This is a genomic window from Acinetobacter baumannii (genome assembly GCF_009759685.1).
Lineage (GTDB): Bacteria > Pseudomonadota > Gammaproteobacteria > Pseudomonadales > Moraxellaceae > Acinetobacter > Acinetobacter baumannii.
This window is the reverse complement of the sequence record NZ_CP046654.1, coordinates 3,425,633-3,442,712: the sequence shown is the minus strand read 5'-3', so window position 1 is coordinate 3,442,712 and position 17,080 is coordinate 3,425,633. Positions and strand designations below refer to the sequence as shown.

General features: G+C 35.8%; 15 protein-coding genes. 2 read left to right on the top strand and 13 right to left on the bottom strand.

Annotated features, from left to right (window positions below):
- Positions 1 to 25 precede the first annotated feature (25 nt).
- Positions 26 to 1,135: an S-(hydroxymethyl)glutathione dehydrogenase/class III alcohol dehydrogenase gene (locus tag GO593_RS16485; RefSeq protein ID WP_000842127.1), complete on the bottom strand. Its 1,110-nt coding sequence runs from the start codon at positions 1,133 to 1,135 to the stop codon at positions 26 to 28.
- A 229-nt stretch (positions 1,136 to 1,364) separates the two neighbouring features.
- A complete protein-coding gene (locus tag GO593_RS16480; protein WP_000632250.1) occupies positions 1,365 to 3,236 on the bottom strand; it encodes a non-contractile tail sheath protein in 1,872 nt (623 codons plus the stop codon).
- A 182-nt stretch (positions 3,237 to 3,418) separates the two neighbouring features.
- On the opposite strand from GO593_RS16480, the gene GO593_RS16475 reads away from it, so the two are divergent.
- Positions 3,419 to 4,582 carry a catalase family protein gene (locus GO593_RS16475; RefSeq protein WP_000032771.1) on the top strand — a complete coding sequence of 388 codons (1,164 nt, stop codon included), beginning with the start codon at positions 3,419 to 3,421 and terminating at the stop codon, positions 4,580 to 4,582.
- Positions 4,583 to 4,659: 77 nt separating this feature from the next.
- Here the strand turns inward: GO593_RS16475 and GO593_RS16470 are convergent, their stop codons facing one another.
- Together GO593_RS16470 and GO593_RS16465 are read right to left on the bottom strand one after the other, a co-directional pair.
- Positions 4,660 to 5,025 (bottom strand): hypothetical protein, encoded by a 366-nt coding sequence (locus tag GO593_RS16470; protein ID WP_001127339.1) that lies wholly within the window; start codon positions 5,023 to 5,025, stop codon positions 4,660 to 4,662.
- Positions 5,026 to 5,836: 811 nt separating this feature from the next.
- Positions 5,837 to 6,304, bottom strand: coding sequence for a hypothetical protein (locus tag GO593_RS16465; protein ID WP_001136791.1), 468 nt, complete (start codon positions 6,302 to 6,304; stop codon positions 5,837 to 5,839).
- A gap of 432 nt (positions 6,305 to 6,736) precedes the next feature.
- Between GO593_RS16465 and GO593_RS16460 the strand changes: the two genes are divergently transcribed.
- On the top strand, positions 6,737 to 8,296 hold the full coding sequence (locus GO593_RS16460) for a phospholipase D family protein (RefSeq protein WP_031945367.1): 1,560 nt from the start codon (positions 6,737 to 6,739) through the stop codon (positions 8,294 to 8,296).
- Positions 8,297 to 8,304: 8 nt separating this feature from the next.
- On the opposite strand, the gene GO593_RS16455 is transcribed toward GO593_RS16460, so the two are convergent.
- The 9 genes from GO593_RS16455 to ppk1 form a co-directional block, all read right to left on the bottom strand.
- Positions 8,305 to 8,892 carry a uracil-DNA glycosylase family protein gene (locus tag GO593_RS16455; RefSeq protein ID WP_000582739.1) on the bottom strand — a complete coding sequence of 196 codons (588 nt, stop codon included), beginning with the start codon at positions 8,890 to 8,892 and terminating at the stop codon, positions 8,305 to 8,307.
- Between the two features lie 166 nt (positions 8,893 to 9,058).
- On the bottom strand, positions 9,059 to 9,295 hold the full coding sequence (locus GO593_RS16450; RefSeq protein ID WP_000044010.1) for a hypothetical protein: 237 nt from the start codon (positions 9,293 to 9,295) through the stop codon (positions 9,059 to 9,061).
- A gap of 1,010 nt (positions 9,296 to 10,305) precedes the next feature.
- Positions 10,306 to 11,358, bottom strand: coding sequence for a dipeptidase (locus GO593_RS16440; RefSeq protein WP_001015437.1), 1,053 nt, complete (start codon positions 11,356 to 11,358; stop codon positions 10,306 to 10,308).
- A gap of 16 nt (positions 11,359 to 11,374) precedes the next feature.
- Positions 11,375 to 12,529, bottom strand: a complete 1,155-nt coding sequence (gene pqqE / locus GO593_RS16435; protein ID WP_000134716.1) for a pyrroloquinoline quinone biosynthesis protein PqqE — start codon at positions 12,527 to 12,529, stop codon at positions 11,375 to 11,377.
- Positions 12,526 to 12,810, bottom strand: coding sequence for a pyrroloquinoline quinone biosynthesis peptide chaperone PqqD (gene pqqD, locus GO593_RS16430; protein ID WP_001031358.1), 285 nt, complete (start codon positions 12,808 to 12,810; stop codon positions 12,526 to 12,528). Before pqqD ends, pqqE begins: the two co-directional genes overlap by 4 nt.
- Complete coding sequence (pqqC, locus tag GO593_RS16425; protein WP_000195110.1) at positions 12,807 to 13,565, bottom strand: pyrroloquinoline-quinone synthase PqqC; 759 nt, start codon at positions 13,563 to 13,565, stop codon at positions 12,807 to 12,809. Before pqqC ends, pqqD begins: the two co-directional genes overlap by 4 nt.
- Positions 13,566 to 13,573: 8 nt before the next feature.
- The gene (gene pqqB / locus GO593_RS16420; RefSeq protein ID WP_000548477.1) at positions 13,574 to 14,485 is read right to left on the bottom strand and encodes a pyrroloquinoline quinone biosynthesis protein PqqB; all 912 of its coding nucleotides are present in this window, start codon (positions 14,483 to 14,485) and stop codon (positions 13,574 to 13,576) included.
- 75 nt (positions 14,486 to 14,560) lie between these two features.
- Entirely contained in the window at positions 14,561 to 14,635 is a 75-nt protein-coding gene (gene pqqA, locus GO593_RS16415) for a pyrroloquinoline quinone precursor peptide PqqA (protein ID WP_001982218.1), read from the bottom strand.
- Between the two features lie 223 nt (positions 14,636 to 14,858).
- Complete coding sequence (ppk1, locus tag GO593_RS16410; RefSeq protein WP_000202710.1) at positions 14,859 to 16,934, bottom strand: polyphosphate kinase 1; 2,076 nt, start codon at positions 16,932 to 16,934, stop codon at positions 14,859 to 14,861.
- Positions 16,935 to 17,080: the final 146 nt, after the last annotated feature.

Genomic DNA, 17,080 nt, shown 5'->3' with positions numbered 1-17,080 from the left:
GAATCACAGCCCTTTTTTACTTCATTTAGAAATGAATGACAGTACGAATTGATTTACCTTCATGCATTAAATCAAAAGCGGTATTAATGTCTTGTAGAGGCATGGTATGTGTTACAAAAGGTTCAAGTTGAATATCGCCTTTCATAGCATCTTCGACCATTTTAGGAAGTTGTGAGCGGCCTTTTACTCCACCAAACGCAGTACCTAACCATTTACGGCCCGTCACTAACTGGAATGGGCGTGTCGAAATTTCTTGGCCTGCACCAGCAACACCAATAATGACTGATTGTCCCCAACCACGATGTGCACACTCTAGAGCCGAGCGCATAACATTGACGTTACCAATACATTCAAATGAATGATCTACGCCCCAACCTGTCATTTCTACAATCACTTGCTGAATAGGTTGGTCATAATCTTTTGGATTTAAGAAATCTGTAGCGCCAAACTGTTTAGCAAGTTCAAATTTATCTGGGTTTGTATCTACGACAATAATGCGTCCTGCTTTCGCTTGACGTGCACCTTGTACAACAGCTAAACCAATACCTCCTAGACCAAATACAGCAACTGAATCACCTTCTTGTACTTTAGCTGTGTTATGCACGGCGCCAATACCGGTCGTTACACCACATCCAAGTAAACAAACTTGTTCGTGATTCGCTTCAGGATTGATTTTAGCTAAAGAGACCTCTGCAACTACAGTATATTCACTAAAGGTTGAACAGCCCATGTAGTGGTAAATCGGTTGACCATTATAAGAAAAACGCGTAGTGCCATCCGGCATTACACCTTTACCTTGCGTCGCACGTACCGCAACACACAAGTTAGTTTTTCCGGATTTACAGAATAAGCATTCTTTACATTCAGCTGTATAAAGTGGAATCACGTGGTCGCCAGGTTGAACACTTGTTACGCCCTCGCCTACTTCAACTACAACACCTGCACCTTCATGACCTAAAATCGCTGGGAAAACACCTTCTGGGTCATCGCCAGATAATGTAAAAGCATCGGTATGGCATACCCCTGTATGGGTAATTTTTATTAAAACCTCACCAGCCTTGGGTGGTGCAACATCAACTTCAACAATTTCTAAAGGTTTTCCTGGGGCAAAGGCGACAGCTGCACGAGATTTCATCTTTGGGTTTCCTTTATATCATTCGGTACTTATAGTCGAGCAAAATAGATTATGTAACCGTAATACAAGAGCTTAATTTTGCTTAAATTAAAATTGGCTTTCATGACAATCCATCACAGCATAGCCAGTCAGAAACATCTAAGCAAGCCTGTACTAAAAAAAGAAGAAAACCTCCTAGATGAAGAGGTTTTCTATCAGATTACTTCTCTTATAAACAGCTTATGTTTACTTAGAGGTAAATATCTGGTGGATACGGTGTGTTATCACTAATTGGTGAGTAAAGCGTATTTTCAACAAAGAAGCCATTTGGGGCTTGGGTCGTATCAATTGTAATTGAATCGAACATGACTTGCGGATAGGCCCAGATAAACTGCTTCATTAGGCCAAGAAATACGTTATTTTTCATATCGCCAAAAATCCTCTGCCAAATTGGAGTTCGATAAGGTTTGTTTTTGTCGAATCCATAGATATAAGCAATAGATGCATCTGGTACAAATCCAGATAAATAAGCAACTTTATTTGCCGGATAACCTAAATCTTGAGTTGGTATCTGAGAAACAGCTTGATGAGCTAAATCTAATTTAGCTTCTAAAAGCCAGTCATAAGCTTCAGTCATGATGTAATCAAAATTTGGATATGAGTAGTGCTGGCTTGGATAGTTGATATAGGTTGCTAGGGTTTGTATTGGAGAACGAATGGATGGGAAAAATATTAAAGGACACACTTGAGCATTTGCATATTTAGCTTTAATGGCTGCTCGAATATTTTGACAGGTCTGTCCTAACTTATTTCTTAACCAAGTTTTAAACTCATCATACGGCGTACCTGTTTTATTCATAGCCTCATAGATTGTGCCTAGGTCTGGCGCATATAGTCCTGTATCGGCATTAAAGGCTAATTTTGTTGGATAGTCATACACACAAGGTAGATTCGTGTCCGTGTTATACCACCACCAAGGTTCACCAATTTGCATGTTAACATTACAGCCGCCAGCAACCATTGTATCTGCGAACTCAATAAAAACTTTGTGCAAATAAGCCAAAGCATTTTGATCACTTAAGCTAAAGAAATAACTCGGTGGTTGGTAACCTGTTTTACCTAAATTACTATTCCAGTCACGCTGTGCCCAAAACTCATTTGCTCCAAGTGAATACATCTCAAAACTTACCCCAAAAATGGGTTGCATGTTTGCATTATGTAGAGCTTGGGCATATTTCTCATGCCATTTTCGGGTACATGCGTTGACGACTGCCTCACCTGTTACCAACGTATCTGGTATTTGCCATTTATTAATATCGCTTTTCCATGTCATTTCAGGATAATGCGACATTCCACAATAGTGGTTTACCAATCCCTGATATCCCAAAGCGACCATATTGTTGACTAGGCGCTGCGGGTTCAAGTCATAATGGTCATCATAGCTGGTACAGATTCCGTAATTGTGCTGGGGTACAACAACACGACTCAGATTTAACTTTGCATTTGTTCCAGTCACGACTGAATTGGTAATACGAATATAACCATCTTCCGGCTGGCTTAAAGGCGTAGCTGACTGGCCGTTATAATGGCTAGTAAAGCCTGAAAATGAGATACGTTGAATATTGGTTACCGGAAAGCTATCTGTAGCAGAAAAACCGGCTTTAACTGTATCCCAGTTAATATGAATATGCGCCGTTCGCGACGAAGGATTATTTGCATAATTAAATAAGACGATATATACAATTTTATCTACGCCATTGTCATGATAGTACACCGTTAAAGTTGGCGTTAAACCTGGATTATTAAGTACGGGCATAGAAGCCGATAATTCAATATCAAAATCCCAAACTACCCCTGCATAACTATATTTGGTTTCATATGCTAAAAGTTTATGATCTTTCGTATCATAAGAATCCCAGCTAATCCCTACCAAGTCATTTGTCATACGTGATCTAAAAGATGCTTCAAATCCATTTCCATAATTTGTAATGGCAAAAGACATGGTTTGTGGGCCGTCTATTCTCCAGTAAATAGGACTAAACCGATCAATAAGTGTATTTTGGGTAATTGGATGAGGTGATGTATTAGTATTATTTTGCACATTTTGTCGATTAGTTATCATGACGTCATTCTCTTAATGTATTAAGAAGTTTTATATTAAATAAGTATTCTTATTTTACTGTTCAGATAAGTAACAATGACGTTTAAATTATTTACAGTGAATAATTTTAAAAAGCTCAAAATAAACTTAAACAAAAAACTTAATATTATTCTAAAATATTTTTTCTACCGAGGAGACTATAAATGTCAAAATTTATACAGCCTATCAATTTTAAGGCTTTGTTTATATTTGCTCCTCTTCTGTTTGTATCAATAGGTTGTAGTGAAACGCTATATTCCCAAACAATCCCATCAGTAAAGTCTTCTTCAGAGAATATCGACTATCCAGAGATCGATACAGCATTAGGAGAAAAGTTACAACCAAATGAGGAAGTAATAGCTCATCAAATAAATCAAGTTATTGAGAAGTCGATTCGTGAACAGTATACGGCTGGAAATGCTTTACGTGATGCACACCCTAAAGCGCATGGATGTGTTCGTGGTGAATTTCATGTACTTAAAAATATACCAGCTCAACTTGCAAAAGGTATTTTTATTCCAGATAAAAACTATGAAGCATGGATTCGTTTTTCGAATGCTTCTAATGATGCTTCTAGAGCAGATATTGAAAAAGACGCACGTGGAATGGCAATAAAAATCTTAGGTGTATCAGGTCAGAAAATTTTAGAAAATGAAAAAGAGGCCACAACTCAAGACTTTATTATGATTAATCACCCCGTCTTTTTTGTAAATGACGGGCAAAGATATCTTTCTTTTATGAACGATCTAAATAGCCATAATATGATCAGAAAGCTTCATATGCCGTTTGCTTTAGGTTTTAAAGGTACCATGAATGCTTTAGGTGCGCGTAATTCTAAAATTGCAAATCCATTATATACACGGTATTGGTCTATGGTGCCCTATCAATTAGGTTTAGGTGTCGATCGTCAAGCGGTTAAATACTCCGTAAGAAATTGCTCTACAGTGTCTGCAACTCTACCTGATCACCCTAGCCATAATTTTTTACGAGATGCTTTAAAAGATACATTGCAAAAGCAAGACGTGTGTATGGAATTTCTTATACAGCCAAGAACTTCGACTAAAATGCTGGTTGAAGATACAATGACCGAGTGGAAAGAAAATGAAGCACCTTTTTATCAAGTTGCGACCATTCATATTCCAAAGCAAAGCTTTGATACACCTGAACAGAATCAATTTTGTGAAAATCTCTCTTTTACACCGTGGCATGCTTTACCTGAGCATAAACCGCTTGGCGCAATAAATAGAATGCGTAAAATTATTTATGAAAATATAAGCAGAGTTAGACTCGATATCAACTCAGCTCCCCGACAAGAACCCAAAAACTAATTTAAGTATAAAAGAACTGCCAATAACCAAAGCAGTTCTTTATAGTTCAGTATTTGATGAGGATGGCCATAGATTTTCTAATGTCTATAAATCAATTTCTCAGCAATAGAGCTTAGGTTGGCTAAATTCTTTTTTATTGGATAATCTCCTTTACTTGTATCTATGGTGATCCGATCAATGAAGTCTGCTAACCATAAAATAAATTCTTCTTCATTTTTATAGCTAGGAATCAAACTGCTATCAAATTTGAGCAATACTTCATCTTGAAGGTTAAGCAGCGAACCACTGAAATCTAAAAAATTATATAAAAATTTTAATTCTGTTCCTGTAATGGCTTTTTTTATTTCTATAATTAAATTATTTAAGTTTTCTAGATAATTATTTGAAGAATCTTGTTTAATGTTTTTAGAAATTTTTTCTGCTAATAGTAAGTATTTTGGCATTTCTATCTCCTTATCAATTTTTTTATAAAATATGAGTATAAAATTAAAGTTATAAATTTAAGTTTTCAGTTTTTATTGAAGTGTTATTTATTTTTTAAAATTAATAGAGTTTTATGTAAGTTGCAACTTTTTATTATTTTAAAGTGTGAACTACTTTGAATTATATTCTGAGTAAATTAATAGGTTTTATATGATTACTGAATTAAACTATGCTCTTCTTTAAAATAAATAAGCTCAATACTTTTAATTATTGAGCTTATCTTTAATTAGCTTAGTATGACTGAAGTATTTCACTTTAATCTTAAGTCATTTTATAGGGACTCTTCATTTTATGAATTTTCCCACACTTTCTGCATTCTCTGACTTCATCATGTGAAATATCAAAATCATATTCCCAGATGTGCATGCAGAAAAATTGTCTAATATTATGGAGCATAGACACCTCCTTAAAAAACCAACAATTATGGAAGTTTTTTAGAAATTCAGAATTCTTCTAGACTCAATTGTCTAAAAGGGAAATTTTTCACCATATCTTTTTTGAAAGGTATGTGAAAAAGCTTAAGTTGAAGCAAAAAGAAAATATTTCAAAATATCTTATCTCCTTACTCAATGAAGATAAGTAAAAGGTAGCACTAATCTATGTATCTGTTTTTATAGGGAACAAGTGATTTCTGTTTACAATGAAAACTTATGTGAAGAGAATGAGATAAAAAGGGATTAAGCCACAAAAAACCGCCCCAAAAGGCGGTTGCTGAATTTTAACAGCTATGAATAGAAGTACAGTAGAAACCCTTCTATATTTCTTATCACATTATTTTTCTTCGTTTATAATTTTCATAAAAGCTTCAGATTTAAAATAGTTAATAATCAGTTCACCTTCATCATCTGTATGTGAAGATTTTGCTGGTGTTTTAGCGTTATCAAATTCGCAATTAAACCTAAAATCGGGCGGGATAAATTTTGAGATAGGTGGAAGATGGGTTTCTCCGCCTGTCGTCATTCGTTCTATAAATCCAGCTAACCATAAAATATATTCATCTTTATTTTTATGACTAGGCATGAGGCTAATATCAATTTTGACGGCACATTCATCTAGTGGCTTTGTTAAACATTCGTCAAAGTCAATAAAATTATATTTAAGCTTAAACTTTGTACCTTTGATTTCCTTTCGAATCACACCTATTAAGTTATTTAAATGCTCGGTCGGAGTATCAGAGAAAAGATCATCTTCTTTAATTTTTTTATACACCTTTTCAGCAATCATTAAATATTGTGGCATTTCCTATCTCCTTCCTTCCTCTTTCTAGCTGGTTGCTTACTCAGCTTTTTAAGGAAGTATGATAGAAATCATGTGTTGTAATGTAGTTGTTGGTAACTTAATTGTAAGTAATGTAAAGTTATGAAATCTGAGTATCTAATAAAACGCATCTTATAACGACAAAGAGAACTACGTCACTGTTTTACTTATAAAAAACGTAAATGATCGAAATAATTGTTTGCAATAAAATACAGCTCACATAATTACGTTAATTACTCATATATAACTATAGAAAATTTAAAAAATAATTTATAAACTTCTGTTTTTATTATATTTTAAATTTTAACCTTCTTAGATTATAACGAAATCATACAGTTATTGTGAATTTTGACATATAAATTGAATATAAGAATGCTCTTATAGCTCTAACCTGGATGCAAATTAAATGCTTACATGATCAACCAGCTATATGAGCAGTACAGTACTATGGCCTTAAGTGCTTGGGGCTTTACTGATTTACCTTCTTATACAGATAAATATGATCCTAATGAGAAAGATATAGTGATAAAGACAAATAATTGGTTGAATGATGAGGCAGCAGAGGAAAAAACTCAGCAAGGTCTTACTGCCTTTGTAGCTCTTGATGACGCATTCATGAGTATTGCATCACGGATTTATTTAATTAGAAATTCCAAGGAAACGATTGATCTACAATACTACATTTGGACCAATGATTTTGTGGGGAACCTTATTTTACATGAGCTGCTCAAGGCAGCGGATCGTGGCATCAAAGTTCGCTTATTAATTGATGATCAAAACGGTATAAAGCTTGATGGCATATTAAGAAGCCTTTTACAGCATACCAACTTTGAAATTAGATTATTTAATCCTTATAAATTTCGTTACTTACGTATCTTCGATTATCTCTTCCGATTTAAAAAAGTAAATCATCGGATGCACAATAAGCTCATTATTGCAGATGCATCGATTGCAGTAACAGGCGGTAGAAATATTAGTAGTGAATATTTTGAAGCAAGTAGTAAGTTTCAATTTACAGATATGGATATCTTATTTTACGGGCATGCAGTACGCCATGCCGAAGCTGTATTTACTGATTTTTGGGAAAGTACCTTAAGTGTAAATGCAACTAAGATTATCGGAACTTGTGCTGAGCATCATTTAAAAGCTTTAAGAGAGCACTATGAACAACTCCACCACGAAGACCATAGCCTCACTGAAGATAAACTTTACGATGCACAGAGCTATTTAAAAGAGCTTTTAGAGCATAACCCTATTCAATGGTCTAAGGCCCATTTTGTTGCTGATTCTCCTAAGAAAATACTGGGCACTGCAACTGAACATGAAATGCTTTATGGCCAAGTCATATCTATTATGGGTAAACCTAAGCAACACTTAGAATTAGCTTCAGCTTATTTTGTACCTACCCAACGAGGCACTTATTACTTAAAGCAACTACGAGTTGAAGGCATAAAAGTCCGCGCTTTAACAAATTCTTTTGCTGCAAACGATGTTGCGATCGTACATGCCTTTTATAGCCAATACCGTGTAGAAATGCTTAAGGATGGTATTGAACTGTATGAGTTTAAACCTGTTCTGGAACGACGACGTAGAACGTGGTACGAAATCGTAACAGGCAGCGTTATACCAGCAAAAGGAAAAAATAAGTCGAGCTTGCATGCCAAGTTTTTTGATGTAGATGGCAAAGTCTTTATCGGATCATTTAACTTTGACCCCCGCTCTACCTATTTAAACACCGAAGTAGGTTTGGTGATTGAGTCCAGTCAATTACAAACTCAGATTTCTGTCATGTTAGATCAACATTTACCTCAAGTAGCATATCAACTTAAGCTAAATAGCCAAGGCCAAATTACTTGGCTAGATTACCAAGCAAACGGACAAGTCATTGAATATGATAAAGACCCGGGAACCAGCCGTTTTCAGAGAACAATGATTAAAGCTGTCTCTTATTTGCCAATTGAGTGGATGATGTAATTTTCTTATTACAAGAAACCGATTTCCTTAAAGAATTTCTGATAGGCTTCTGCTTTTTTCTCGAGAGCTAATGGATATGCTCTAGAAGATGACGGTAATCGATATAAATTAATATCGCGGTCTGCAAAATAAGTTGATATAGATGTCCCTATTAAAGGTTTTTCCGTGTTCTCAGGTAAAACTGAGATTAAGGTATCTGTGGCTTTATCGCCTGTAGTCATAATAGTGTGACATTGGGGAATCTGTTTCAATAAAACTGCTAAGTCTGTCGGAGTGACAATTTCAAGAAACTTATCTGAAGCATTGCCCTTTAGGCGTTTAATTTGATATGCCGTATCAAAAATAGCAATGCCTGTCTCAATCAGAAAACTGCGGATAGCTTCTTCATTAAAACTTTTTTGGTTCTCACTTAAAAAATAAGTTTTATCTTGAAAAAAGATTAAACCAAAAATTCTCCACATATCGTTTTGAAAGTTCGGATAGTAAAAGTCCATCTTCCATTTATTACGTGGTGGTGGAAAACTTCCTAACATTAATAAACGGGCATTTTCTGGCAAAAACGGTTGCAGTGGATGGGTCTCTATCTCAATTATCATAAAAAATCAGTATTTACTTCAAAATTTATAAATAACTTAACGTATTTTAAGGTTAATCACGAGTCAAGAAGTGCAAATTATCTTAATTAAATGTATTGAGGCGAAACGTTTTGTTGTTTCGCCTCAATCATTTCTAATTTTATATTCATGCTAAAAACCAAAATATTTAAGAATTTAAAACTTTAAAGACTTTCCCTGTTCTGGGATGAGCAAAGGTATTATCTTGATCTAAATTGATAACTTTATCTGAAATCACAATCTTGGAAAGCGGTAACCAGTTTTGTTCGATTTCAGCCGAAGCTAAATTTTTCTCCAATGTATTTTCAAAAATTTGCTCTACCACAATTTCCATCCCACACATACTTTTCGCATTAACTTCTTTTAAAATATGGCGCTTTGACATTCTAATCTCCATTTTTTTATTCTTAACATAAAAAATAGTAAAGGGTGTTTTGCTACAATGTGTAAAATTTAACATTTGAAGTGTTTTTTTTGTTTTAAACATATTTATTTAATAATTAAATGAATAGTGGAATATCTTTAAAAATAAGTTTTATTATTAAATTAACTTATTAAAGCTATCTTTATTTTAAGTAAAATTAATTTTATAAAAAATAATATTTAAAGGGCTCACGTATGAACCCTTGCATTTAACTTTAAACCTGGACAGCATTATCGAGTGAATTGTCATCTTTACTCTTATTATTATCCTTACTAATCAATGAGTCGGTATCACTATCAGTAGAGAAGCTCTTACTGTTCTTTTGCTTTTTCTTGTACATACACATGCCAATCGCAATACCTGTTCCTAATACTAAAATTGACTTTAACATTTTGCACCTCTTCAATTGACGGAGAAACTTCTGAGAAATCAACTTAAATTAATAGCATATTCTTTGTTATTTAAGGGCTTTCATTTGAGCCGCTTTTGTAAGGTATTTAATTTTTATGTTAATTAAAAAGTATAATATTTTGAGAAAATAAATTTTGATACAAAGCAAAAAGCCTATTCTCAAAACAGAATAGGCTTTCTACTGTATTTCAGGATTAAGCAGTATTATTAATTGCTTTAAGCAATCTTATTTATGTTTAAATACAATTCCAATGTATTTAATGCTGAACTTTTAGTCAAGATAGGAAAGCGATGATTTGCAATTAATTGGCTATTCTTGTGATGAGGTTCTCATTTTTTAATTAAGCAAAAGAAAACGCCCATTTCTACTTCTCAAAAAGAAATGAGCGTAAGTGAAAACCACTAAAGACCTGAAATACCAAATGTTCTTACATTTAGTAATGTTGATTCTAATTAACTTAGCAATTGGTTGACAATTAAACTAGTTGTACTTTTTTTAGTCATTTCGGCCAATAAAAAATGTAAAATAATTCGCTATTTTTAATATATTTAGCAATAAATTATTTACTTAGGATGCGATTGAGCACGGTTAGCCAGTTAGAAAAACAAATTTTTTCTATAATCTCATTCGAATAATGTCGCTTTTGCATTGCTTCAATCAGTAGGTGTAGTCCCCTTACATCTTCAATTTCATGACTAATCAGTGCTCCATCAAAGTCAGAACCAAAACCGACATGATTTTCTCCCATTTGATCTATTAAATATTCAAGATGTTCTAAAAGTACCTCAATGGATGTGTTTGCATCACGCTGTCCGTCTTTACGCAAAAATGCGACATCAAAATTTAACCCGACTATGCCTTTAGAGTCCTTAATTGCTTTAAGTTGGTTATCTGTTAAGTTTCTGGCTTGTGGACATAAAGTATGAACATTTGAGTGAGTTGCGACAATTGGCTGCTGAAGAATGTTAGCTGTATCCCAAAAAGCTCGTTCATTCATATGGGAAACATCAATCACCATTTTTTTATCAGCACAGCGCTTTATAAATGCTTTACCTTCTTTTGTAAGCCCTGCTCCGGTATCAGGTGAATGCGGAAACTTGGCATTTAAACCATGTCCAAAACGACTTGGTCTATTCCAAAGTGGACCGATGCTACGAAGCCCGGCATCATAAAATACATCGAGTAAATCTGGATTATGTTGTAATGCTTCAGCACCTTCCATATGCAATACAATGGCTAACTTTTGCTGTATTAGGCAGTGCTGGATATCCTGAACAGTTGTGCAAATTTGAATGTCGTTAGAGTACTCGGCAAGTTGTTTTGCTAAATCGAGCTGTGCCAAACAAATGTGTTCAATTTGCTGTTGTGTGAAGTCAGATGCGTCTTGGTCAAAGAGTTTGTTGGGATGATGCTGCTTAATATAATGAAAAGGCGGCAAGAAAATAGCAAATATACCGCCAACAAAACCAGCTTGTTGGCAACGTTTTAAATCGAGATGTCCTGCTAAACCATCTTGAATAAAAGCTTGAGCAGGATTTTTATGATCACTTAACCACAATCGGGTTAGTACATCATTATGGCCATCAAAAACAGGAAATGTGCCATGGTTCATATCGGTTTTCTCATAGCTAATCATCTACAATATTTTGAACCGGAATATTTTGTTGAACCGTAAATTGCTTTGAATTTCGGCTATTACGGAATACCAATTTTTCCAGAGAGGAATCAATTTCGCTCTCGGCACGTGCCTGCTCAATGAATTGATGATACGGCGATTTACCACAAACAGGATCCGCATTACTTGCGTCACCTGTTAACATATAAGCTTGACAACGACAGCCACCAAAATCGCGATCTTTATCTGGGCAACTACGGCATCCTTCTGGCATCCATGCATCACCACGGAAGTGGTTAAAACCGGTAGACTCATACCAGATTTTTGATAGGCTTTGTTCACGAACATTTGGGAAAGAAATCGGTAATTGTCTTGCTGCGTGACAAGGCAGCGCCATACCATCTGGAGCAACTGTAAAAAAAATTTTACCCCAGCCATTCATACAGGCTTTTGGCCTTTCTTCGTAATAATCAGGCACTACAAAAATAAGTTTGCAAGGATGATTTTGCGCTTTTAACTTTTCCCGATATTCATTGGTAATACGTTCAGCACGTATGAGTTGTTCTTGTGTCGGTAATAAACCCTGACGGTTTAAAAATGCCCATCCATAAAACTGACAAATTGCTAGCTCGACTGTATCTGCATTAAGTTCTAGGCAAAGCTCAATAATTTTATCGATCTGGTCAATGTTATGCCGATGAATTACAAAATTGAGGACCATCGGATAATCATATTTCTTAACAAGTCGGCACATTTCATACTTTTGTTCAAAAGCATGTTTCGACCCTGCCAAAGCATCATTAACGACCGGATCACTCGCTTGAAAGCTAATTTGAATATGGTCTAGGCCAGCTTGCTTTAAATGCGAAATACGCTGTTCGGTAAGTCCCATGCCTGAGGTAATCAGGTTGGTGTAGAAGCCAAGTTGGTGTGCATGCGCCACAAGTTGTTCCAGATCTTGACGCACCAAAGGTTCACCACCGGAAAAACCGAGTTGTACTGCCCCCATTTGACGCGCTTGATCAAAAACATCAAACCACTCTTGTGTGGTCAGTTCATTTTTATGCTGTGCGTAGTCTAAAGGGTTTGAGCAATATGGACATTGTAGCGGGCAACGATAAGTTAACTCCGCTAATAACCATAAAGGTAGGCCAACACCTTCTGTCATACTAAATCAATCCAGTGTTGTTGCTGGGCAACTAACATGTAATCAATAACATCGTTGTCAATTTCGGCTATATCACCAAATTGTTGCTTGAGCTGGGCAATAATTGCAGAAATATTATTTTTCCCATCAATATATTGTCCAATGGCCCCTGCACTTTCATTTAATTTGATCATGCCTTCAGGATATAAAATGACAAAGCCATTTTGAGCAGGCTCAAATTGAAAGCGATAACCTTGGCGCCAGGTAGGCACAAGATTTACATCAAATTGTTCTTTATTCATTTAAATAGTCCTTTGTGCCATACCCGTTCTTGAGTCACGCTATGATACGGTGCTTCATTGTGTACATATGCCAGTGTTAAAGCATCTAAAATGCTCCATAAAATATCCAGTTTAAACTGTAATATTTCCAGCATTCTTTGTTGTTGTTCATGAGTAGTAAATGAATCAAGCGTGATTGTTAAACCATGTTCAACATCACGGCGTGCTTGACTTAAACGAGAGCGGAAATATTCATAGCCCTTGTCATCAATCCAAGGGTAATGTTGTGGCCATGACTCAAGTCGAGACTGATGAATCTGAGGTGCAAATAGCTCAGTTAAAGAGCTGCTTGCTGCCTCACGCCATGACGCACGGCGTGCAAAATTTACATAGGCATCTACGGCGAATCGTACACCCGGCAAAACCAATTCTTCGGAAATCACTTGCTCACGACTCAAGCCTACAGCTTCGGCTAACCGTAACCATGCTTCTCGTCCACCGCCATCAGGATATTCACCATCTTGGTCAATCATGCGCTGAATCCATTCCTGACGCACACGTTGATCAGGACAATTTGCCATGATCGCGGCATCTTTGAGCGGAATATTGATTTGATAGTAGTAGCGGTTTGCAACCCAAGCCTGAATTTGTTGTTGAGTGGCTTTACCTTCATACATCATCACATGAAATGGATGATAGATATGATAATACTGACCTTTATCAATAATGGCCTGTTTAAATTGTTCGGTCGTTAAAGCTTCAGGTGTTTGAGTCATGTTTCACCTTAGAGTTCAATTTGCATGCCATCAAAGGCAACTTCTACACCATTTGCTTTTAGTTCAGCAAATTGAGTAGAGTCTTCATTTAAAATCGGATTGGTATTGTTAATATGAATTAGCACTTTCTTTGGTGTACTAAGTTGGTTTAAGTAAGATAACGAACCGCCTTCACCACTAATGTATAAATGCCCCATTTCACGGCCAGTTTTTTTCCCTACACCGGTTTGCTGCATTTCATCATCTGTCCATAGTGTGCCATCAATCATGACGCAGTCAGAATCTTGCATAATCTGCATGATTTGATCATCAATCTTTCCCAAACCCGGCGCATAGAACAACTGTTTTTGCGTTTTATGATCTTTAATAATCAAGGCAATATTATCGCCCTCATGCGGGTCATGGCGATGTGGAGAATATGGGGGTGCCGCGCTTTGAATAATTAAGGGTAAAAATTCTAAATTTTCGAAACCATCAATTTTAAAAGCTTGTTTAGGATCAATTTGATGATATTGAAGACCACCATTCCAGTGTTTCAGCATATTGAATACCGGAAAACCCGTGGTGAGATCTTGATAGACCATTTCAGTACACCACACATTCATTGGACAGCCTTCACGTAAAGTTAAAAGTCCAGTGGTATGGTCAAGTTGGCTATCCATTAAAATAACATTGGTAATACCAGTATCACGTAACTTTCGCGCTGGTTGAGCCGCTTTAAAATCAAATAATTGTTGACGGATATCTGGTGATGCGTTTAATAAAATCCAGTCTACGCCGTTTTCTGAAATTGCAATTGAAGATTGAGTACGCACTTTGGCATTAATCGTACCTGTACGAACACCATGACAATTAGGACAATTACAGTTCCACTGAGGGAAACCGCCTCCAGCTGCTGAACCTAAAATATAAATATGCATAAAATTAATATCTTATTAGAAAGACATAAGCCCTAGAACAAGACTAGGGCTTATGACAGATTTGAATAGAAATGATTAACGTGCTTCAAAGTACATTGTTACTTCAAAACCAATACGTAAATCAGTGAAAGCTGGTTTTGTCCATTGCATAAATTTTACTCCAGTCAGTATTAATCTCGTGAAATGAATCACTTGATTAAATCTCATAAGGCAATTAAAAATTTATTCTAATTAAAAATGCCACGTTTGTAGATAAGCTCGGAACAAGATATTGTTCGATAATTGTGTTTTTTGTCCAAATTTTAATAAATCCTGATCTTTCAAAAGCATTTGAAAAGTCATAACAGGTCAATGTTCTGTTATGACTTATGCCTTACCCAGCTAAGTTCATCAAGTGTTGCTGTGCAATATAAAGTTCTTCTTCCGGCTTAGGATGACATTGCACCCATGTTCCATCAGCCTGTAATTCCCATGCTTGACGATTGTCTTTTAAATAGTTATTTAGACCATCTTCAATGACTTGTTTCTTTAATTTTTTATTTTCAATTGGGAAGCAGGTTTCAATACGAGAGAACAAATTACGTTCCATCCAGTCTGCACTTGCACAATAAACTTTTGTATCGCCATCATTATAAAAATAGTAAACCCGCGTATGCTCCAAATAACGACCAACGATTGAACGTACTCGAATATTCTCTGAGAGCCCTGCAACTTGTGGTCTTAAGCAGCAAATTGAACGAATAATTAAATCAATTTTTACACCAGCTTGTGATGCTTTATAAAGCGCGCTAATGAGCTGTGGTTCAGTAAGCGCATTCACTTTAATGATGATGTGTGCTTTTTTACCAGCAAGGCTATTTTTAACTTCTTGTTCAATAAGTTCTAACAGTTGAGAATGTAAGGTAAATGGCGCATGAAAAAGTTTTTTAAGCTTTGCCATTTTGCCCATACCGGTCAGTTCTTGGAAAATTTTATGGACGTCTTCACAAATTTCCGCATCATTGGTCAGCAAACCAAAATCAGTATAGATTTTGGCATTCACTGCATGATAGTTACCTGTACCTAAATGCACATATCTTTTGATTTTGTCTTGTTCACGGCGAACCACTAAAATCATTTTAGCGTGAGTTTTATAGCCAACAATGCCATACACCACGACGGCGCCAGCTTCTTGCAAAACGTTAGCGACTTCAATATTTGATTCTTCATCAAAACGTGCCCGCAACTCAATAACCGCGGTCACTTCTTTACCATTACGCGCAGCTTCTGCAAGTAGCTGTACGATTTCCGAGTTGGCACCACTACGGTATAAGGTTTGTTTAATTGCTAAAACATTTGGATCTTGTGCAGCTTCCCGAAGGAACTTGATAACAGGTGCAAAAGAATCAAATGGATGATGAAGTAGAACATCTCCTGCTTTTAACACATCAAAAATCGGTTTTTTAGTGTATAAAAGCTGAGGCAAAACTTGTTGATATGGTTTATAGCGTAACTCTGGTAAATCAAAGTTTGAGATAAAACGGGCTAAATTAACAGGGCCATCGACGTAGTAAAGATGTTCTGCATCTAAATCGAATTGCTCTAATAAATAGTTAGCAATTTCTTCAGGACATTTTTTTGCTACTTCCAAACGAACTGCTTGGCCAAAACGGCGTGAAGATAATTCACCTTTTAAAGCAGCAGCCAAATCCTCTACATCTTCAGAAACGGTTAAATCGGCATTTCGAGTTACACGAAATTGATGACAGCCCGTCGCTTTCATGCCCGGAAATAAATCCGAAATGTGCTGATGGATAATAGCAGAGAGCAGAATGTAATGCTCTGCACCGCCAGAAATATGTTCTGGAATTTTAACAAGTCTTGGTAACGAACGCGGTGCCGGCACAATAGCTAAATCAATTTGACGCCCAAAAGCGTCTTTACCTTCTAAAGTTACAATGAAGTTTAGACTTTTATTGACCAGCCGTGGAAATGGATGTGCTGGATCTAGACTGATTGGCGTAACTACAGGTTGTACTTCTTTAAAAAAGTATTCTTTAATCCATTCTTTATGCTTTTCTAATATATCGCCGTGCTGAATAAAATGAACGCCATAGCCTTGGAGTTGCGGTAACAAAGTATAGTTTAAGATTTTATATTGCTCTTCAACCGCCTCATGAGCATTTTTGGAAATTTGCTTTAATACTTCTACTAACGGTAAACCTTCTGGTCCGGTTGCCTGACTCATCAAGCTAATTTTCTGGATTAAACTTGCCACACGAATTTCAAAAAACTCATCCAGATTACGTGAAAAAATAATTAAAAAATTCAAACGTTCCAGTAATGGGTGTTCAATATCTTTGGCTTGAGCAAGCACCCGTTTATGAAACTCTAATAAAGAGAGTTCTCTATTAAGATATGTTTCTAAATTGTGCTGGTTTGAGCTAGCTAAAGTGGGCAATGATGTCATTCTTGACTCTTATACTGGGTAAAAAAGTTAAAATGAATAAAAAAGATTAATTTATTAATATATAACCGATTTTATCCACCGGACATTTTGTAACTGCTTTATTGCAAATTCATGAATTTTTTATGAAAACCTTAAAATTAATATTT

What these genes read in the sequence shown, in the direction of transcription:
- GO593_RS16485 (WP_000842127.1), bottom strand. Translation starts at nt 1,135, where the DNA reads ATGAAATCTCGTGCAGCTGTCGCCTTTGCCCCAGGAAAACCTTTAGAA.
- GO593_RS16480 (WP_000632250.1), bottom strand. Translation starts at nt 3,236, where the DNA reads ATGATAACTAATCGACAAAATGTGCAAAATAATACTAATACATCACCT.
- GO593_RS16475 (WP_000032771.1), top strand. Translation starts at nt 3,419, where the DNA reads ATGTCAAAATTTATACAGCCTATCAATTTTAAGGCTTTGTTTATATTT.
- GO593_RS16470 (WP_001127339.1), bottom strand. Translation starts at nt 5,025, where the DNA reads ATGCCAAAATACTTACTATTAGCAGAAAAAATTTCTAAAAACATTAAA.
- GO593_RS16465 (WP_001136791.1), bottom strand. Translation starts at nt 6,304, where the DNA reads ATGCCACAATATTTAATGATTGCTGAAAAGGTGTATAAAAAAATTAAA.
- GO593_RS16460 (WP_031945367.1), top strand. Translation starts at nt 6,737, where the DNA reads ATGATCAACCAGCTATATGAGCAGTACAGTACTATGGCCTTAAGTGCT.
- GO593_RS16455 (WP_000582739.1), bottom strand. Translation starts at nt 8,892, where the DNA reads ATGATAATTGAGATAGAGACCCATCCACTGCAACCGTTTTTGCCAGAA.
- GO593_RS16450 (WP_000044010.1), bottom strand. Translation starts at nt 9,295, where the DNA reads ATGTCAAAGCGCCATATTTTAAAAGAAGTTAATGCGAAAAGTATGTGT.
- GO593_RS16440 (WP_001015437.1), bottom strand. Translation starts at nt 11,358, where the DNA reads ATGAACCATGGCACATTTCCTGTTTTTGATGGCCATAATGATGTACTA.
- pqqE (WP_000134716.1), bottom strand. Translation starts at nt 12,529, where the DNA reads ATGACAGAAGGTGTTGGCCTACCTTTATGGTTATTAGCGGAGTTAACT.
- pqqD (WP_001031358.1), bottom strand. Translation starts at nt 12,810, where the DNA reads ATGAATAAAGAACAATTTGATGTAAATCTTGTGCCTACCTGGCGCCAA.
- pqqC (WP_000195110.1), bottom strand. Translation starts at nt 13,565, where the DNA reads ATGACTCAAACACCTGAAGCTTTAACGACCGAACAATTTAAACAGGCC.
- pqqB (WP_000548477.1), bottom strand. Translation starts at nt 14,485, where the DNA reads ATGCATATTTATATTTTAGGTTCAGCAGCTGGAGGCGGTTTCCCTCAG.
- ppk1 (WP_000202710.1), bottom strand. Translation starts at nt 16,934, where the DNA reads ATGACATCATTGCCCACTTTAGCTAGCTCAAACCAGCACAATTTAGAA.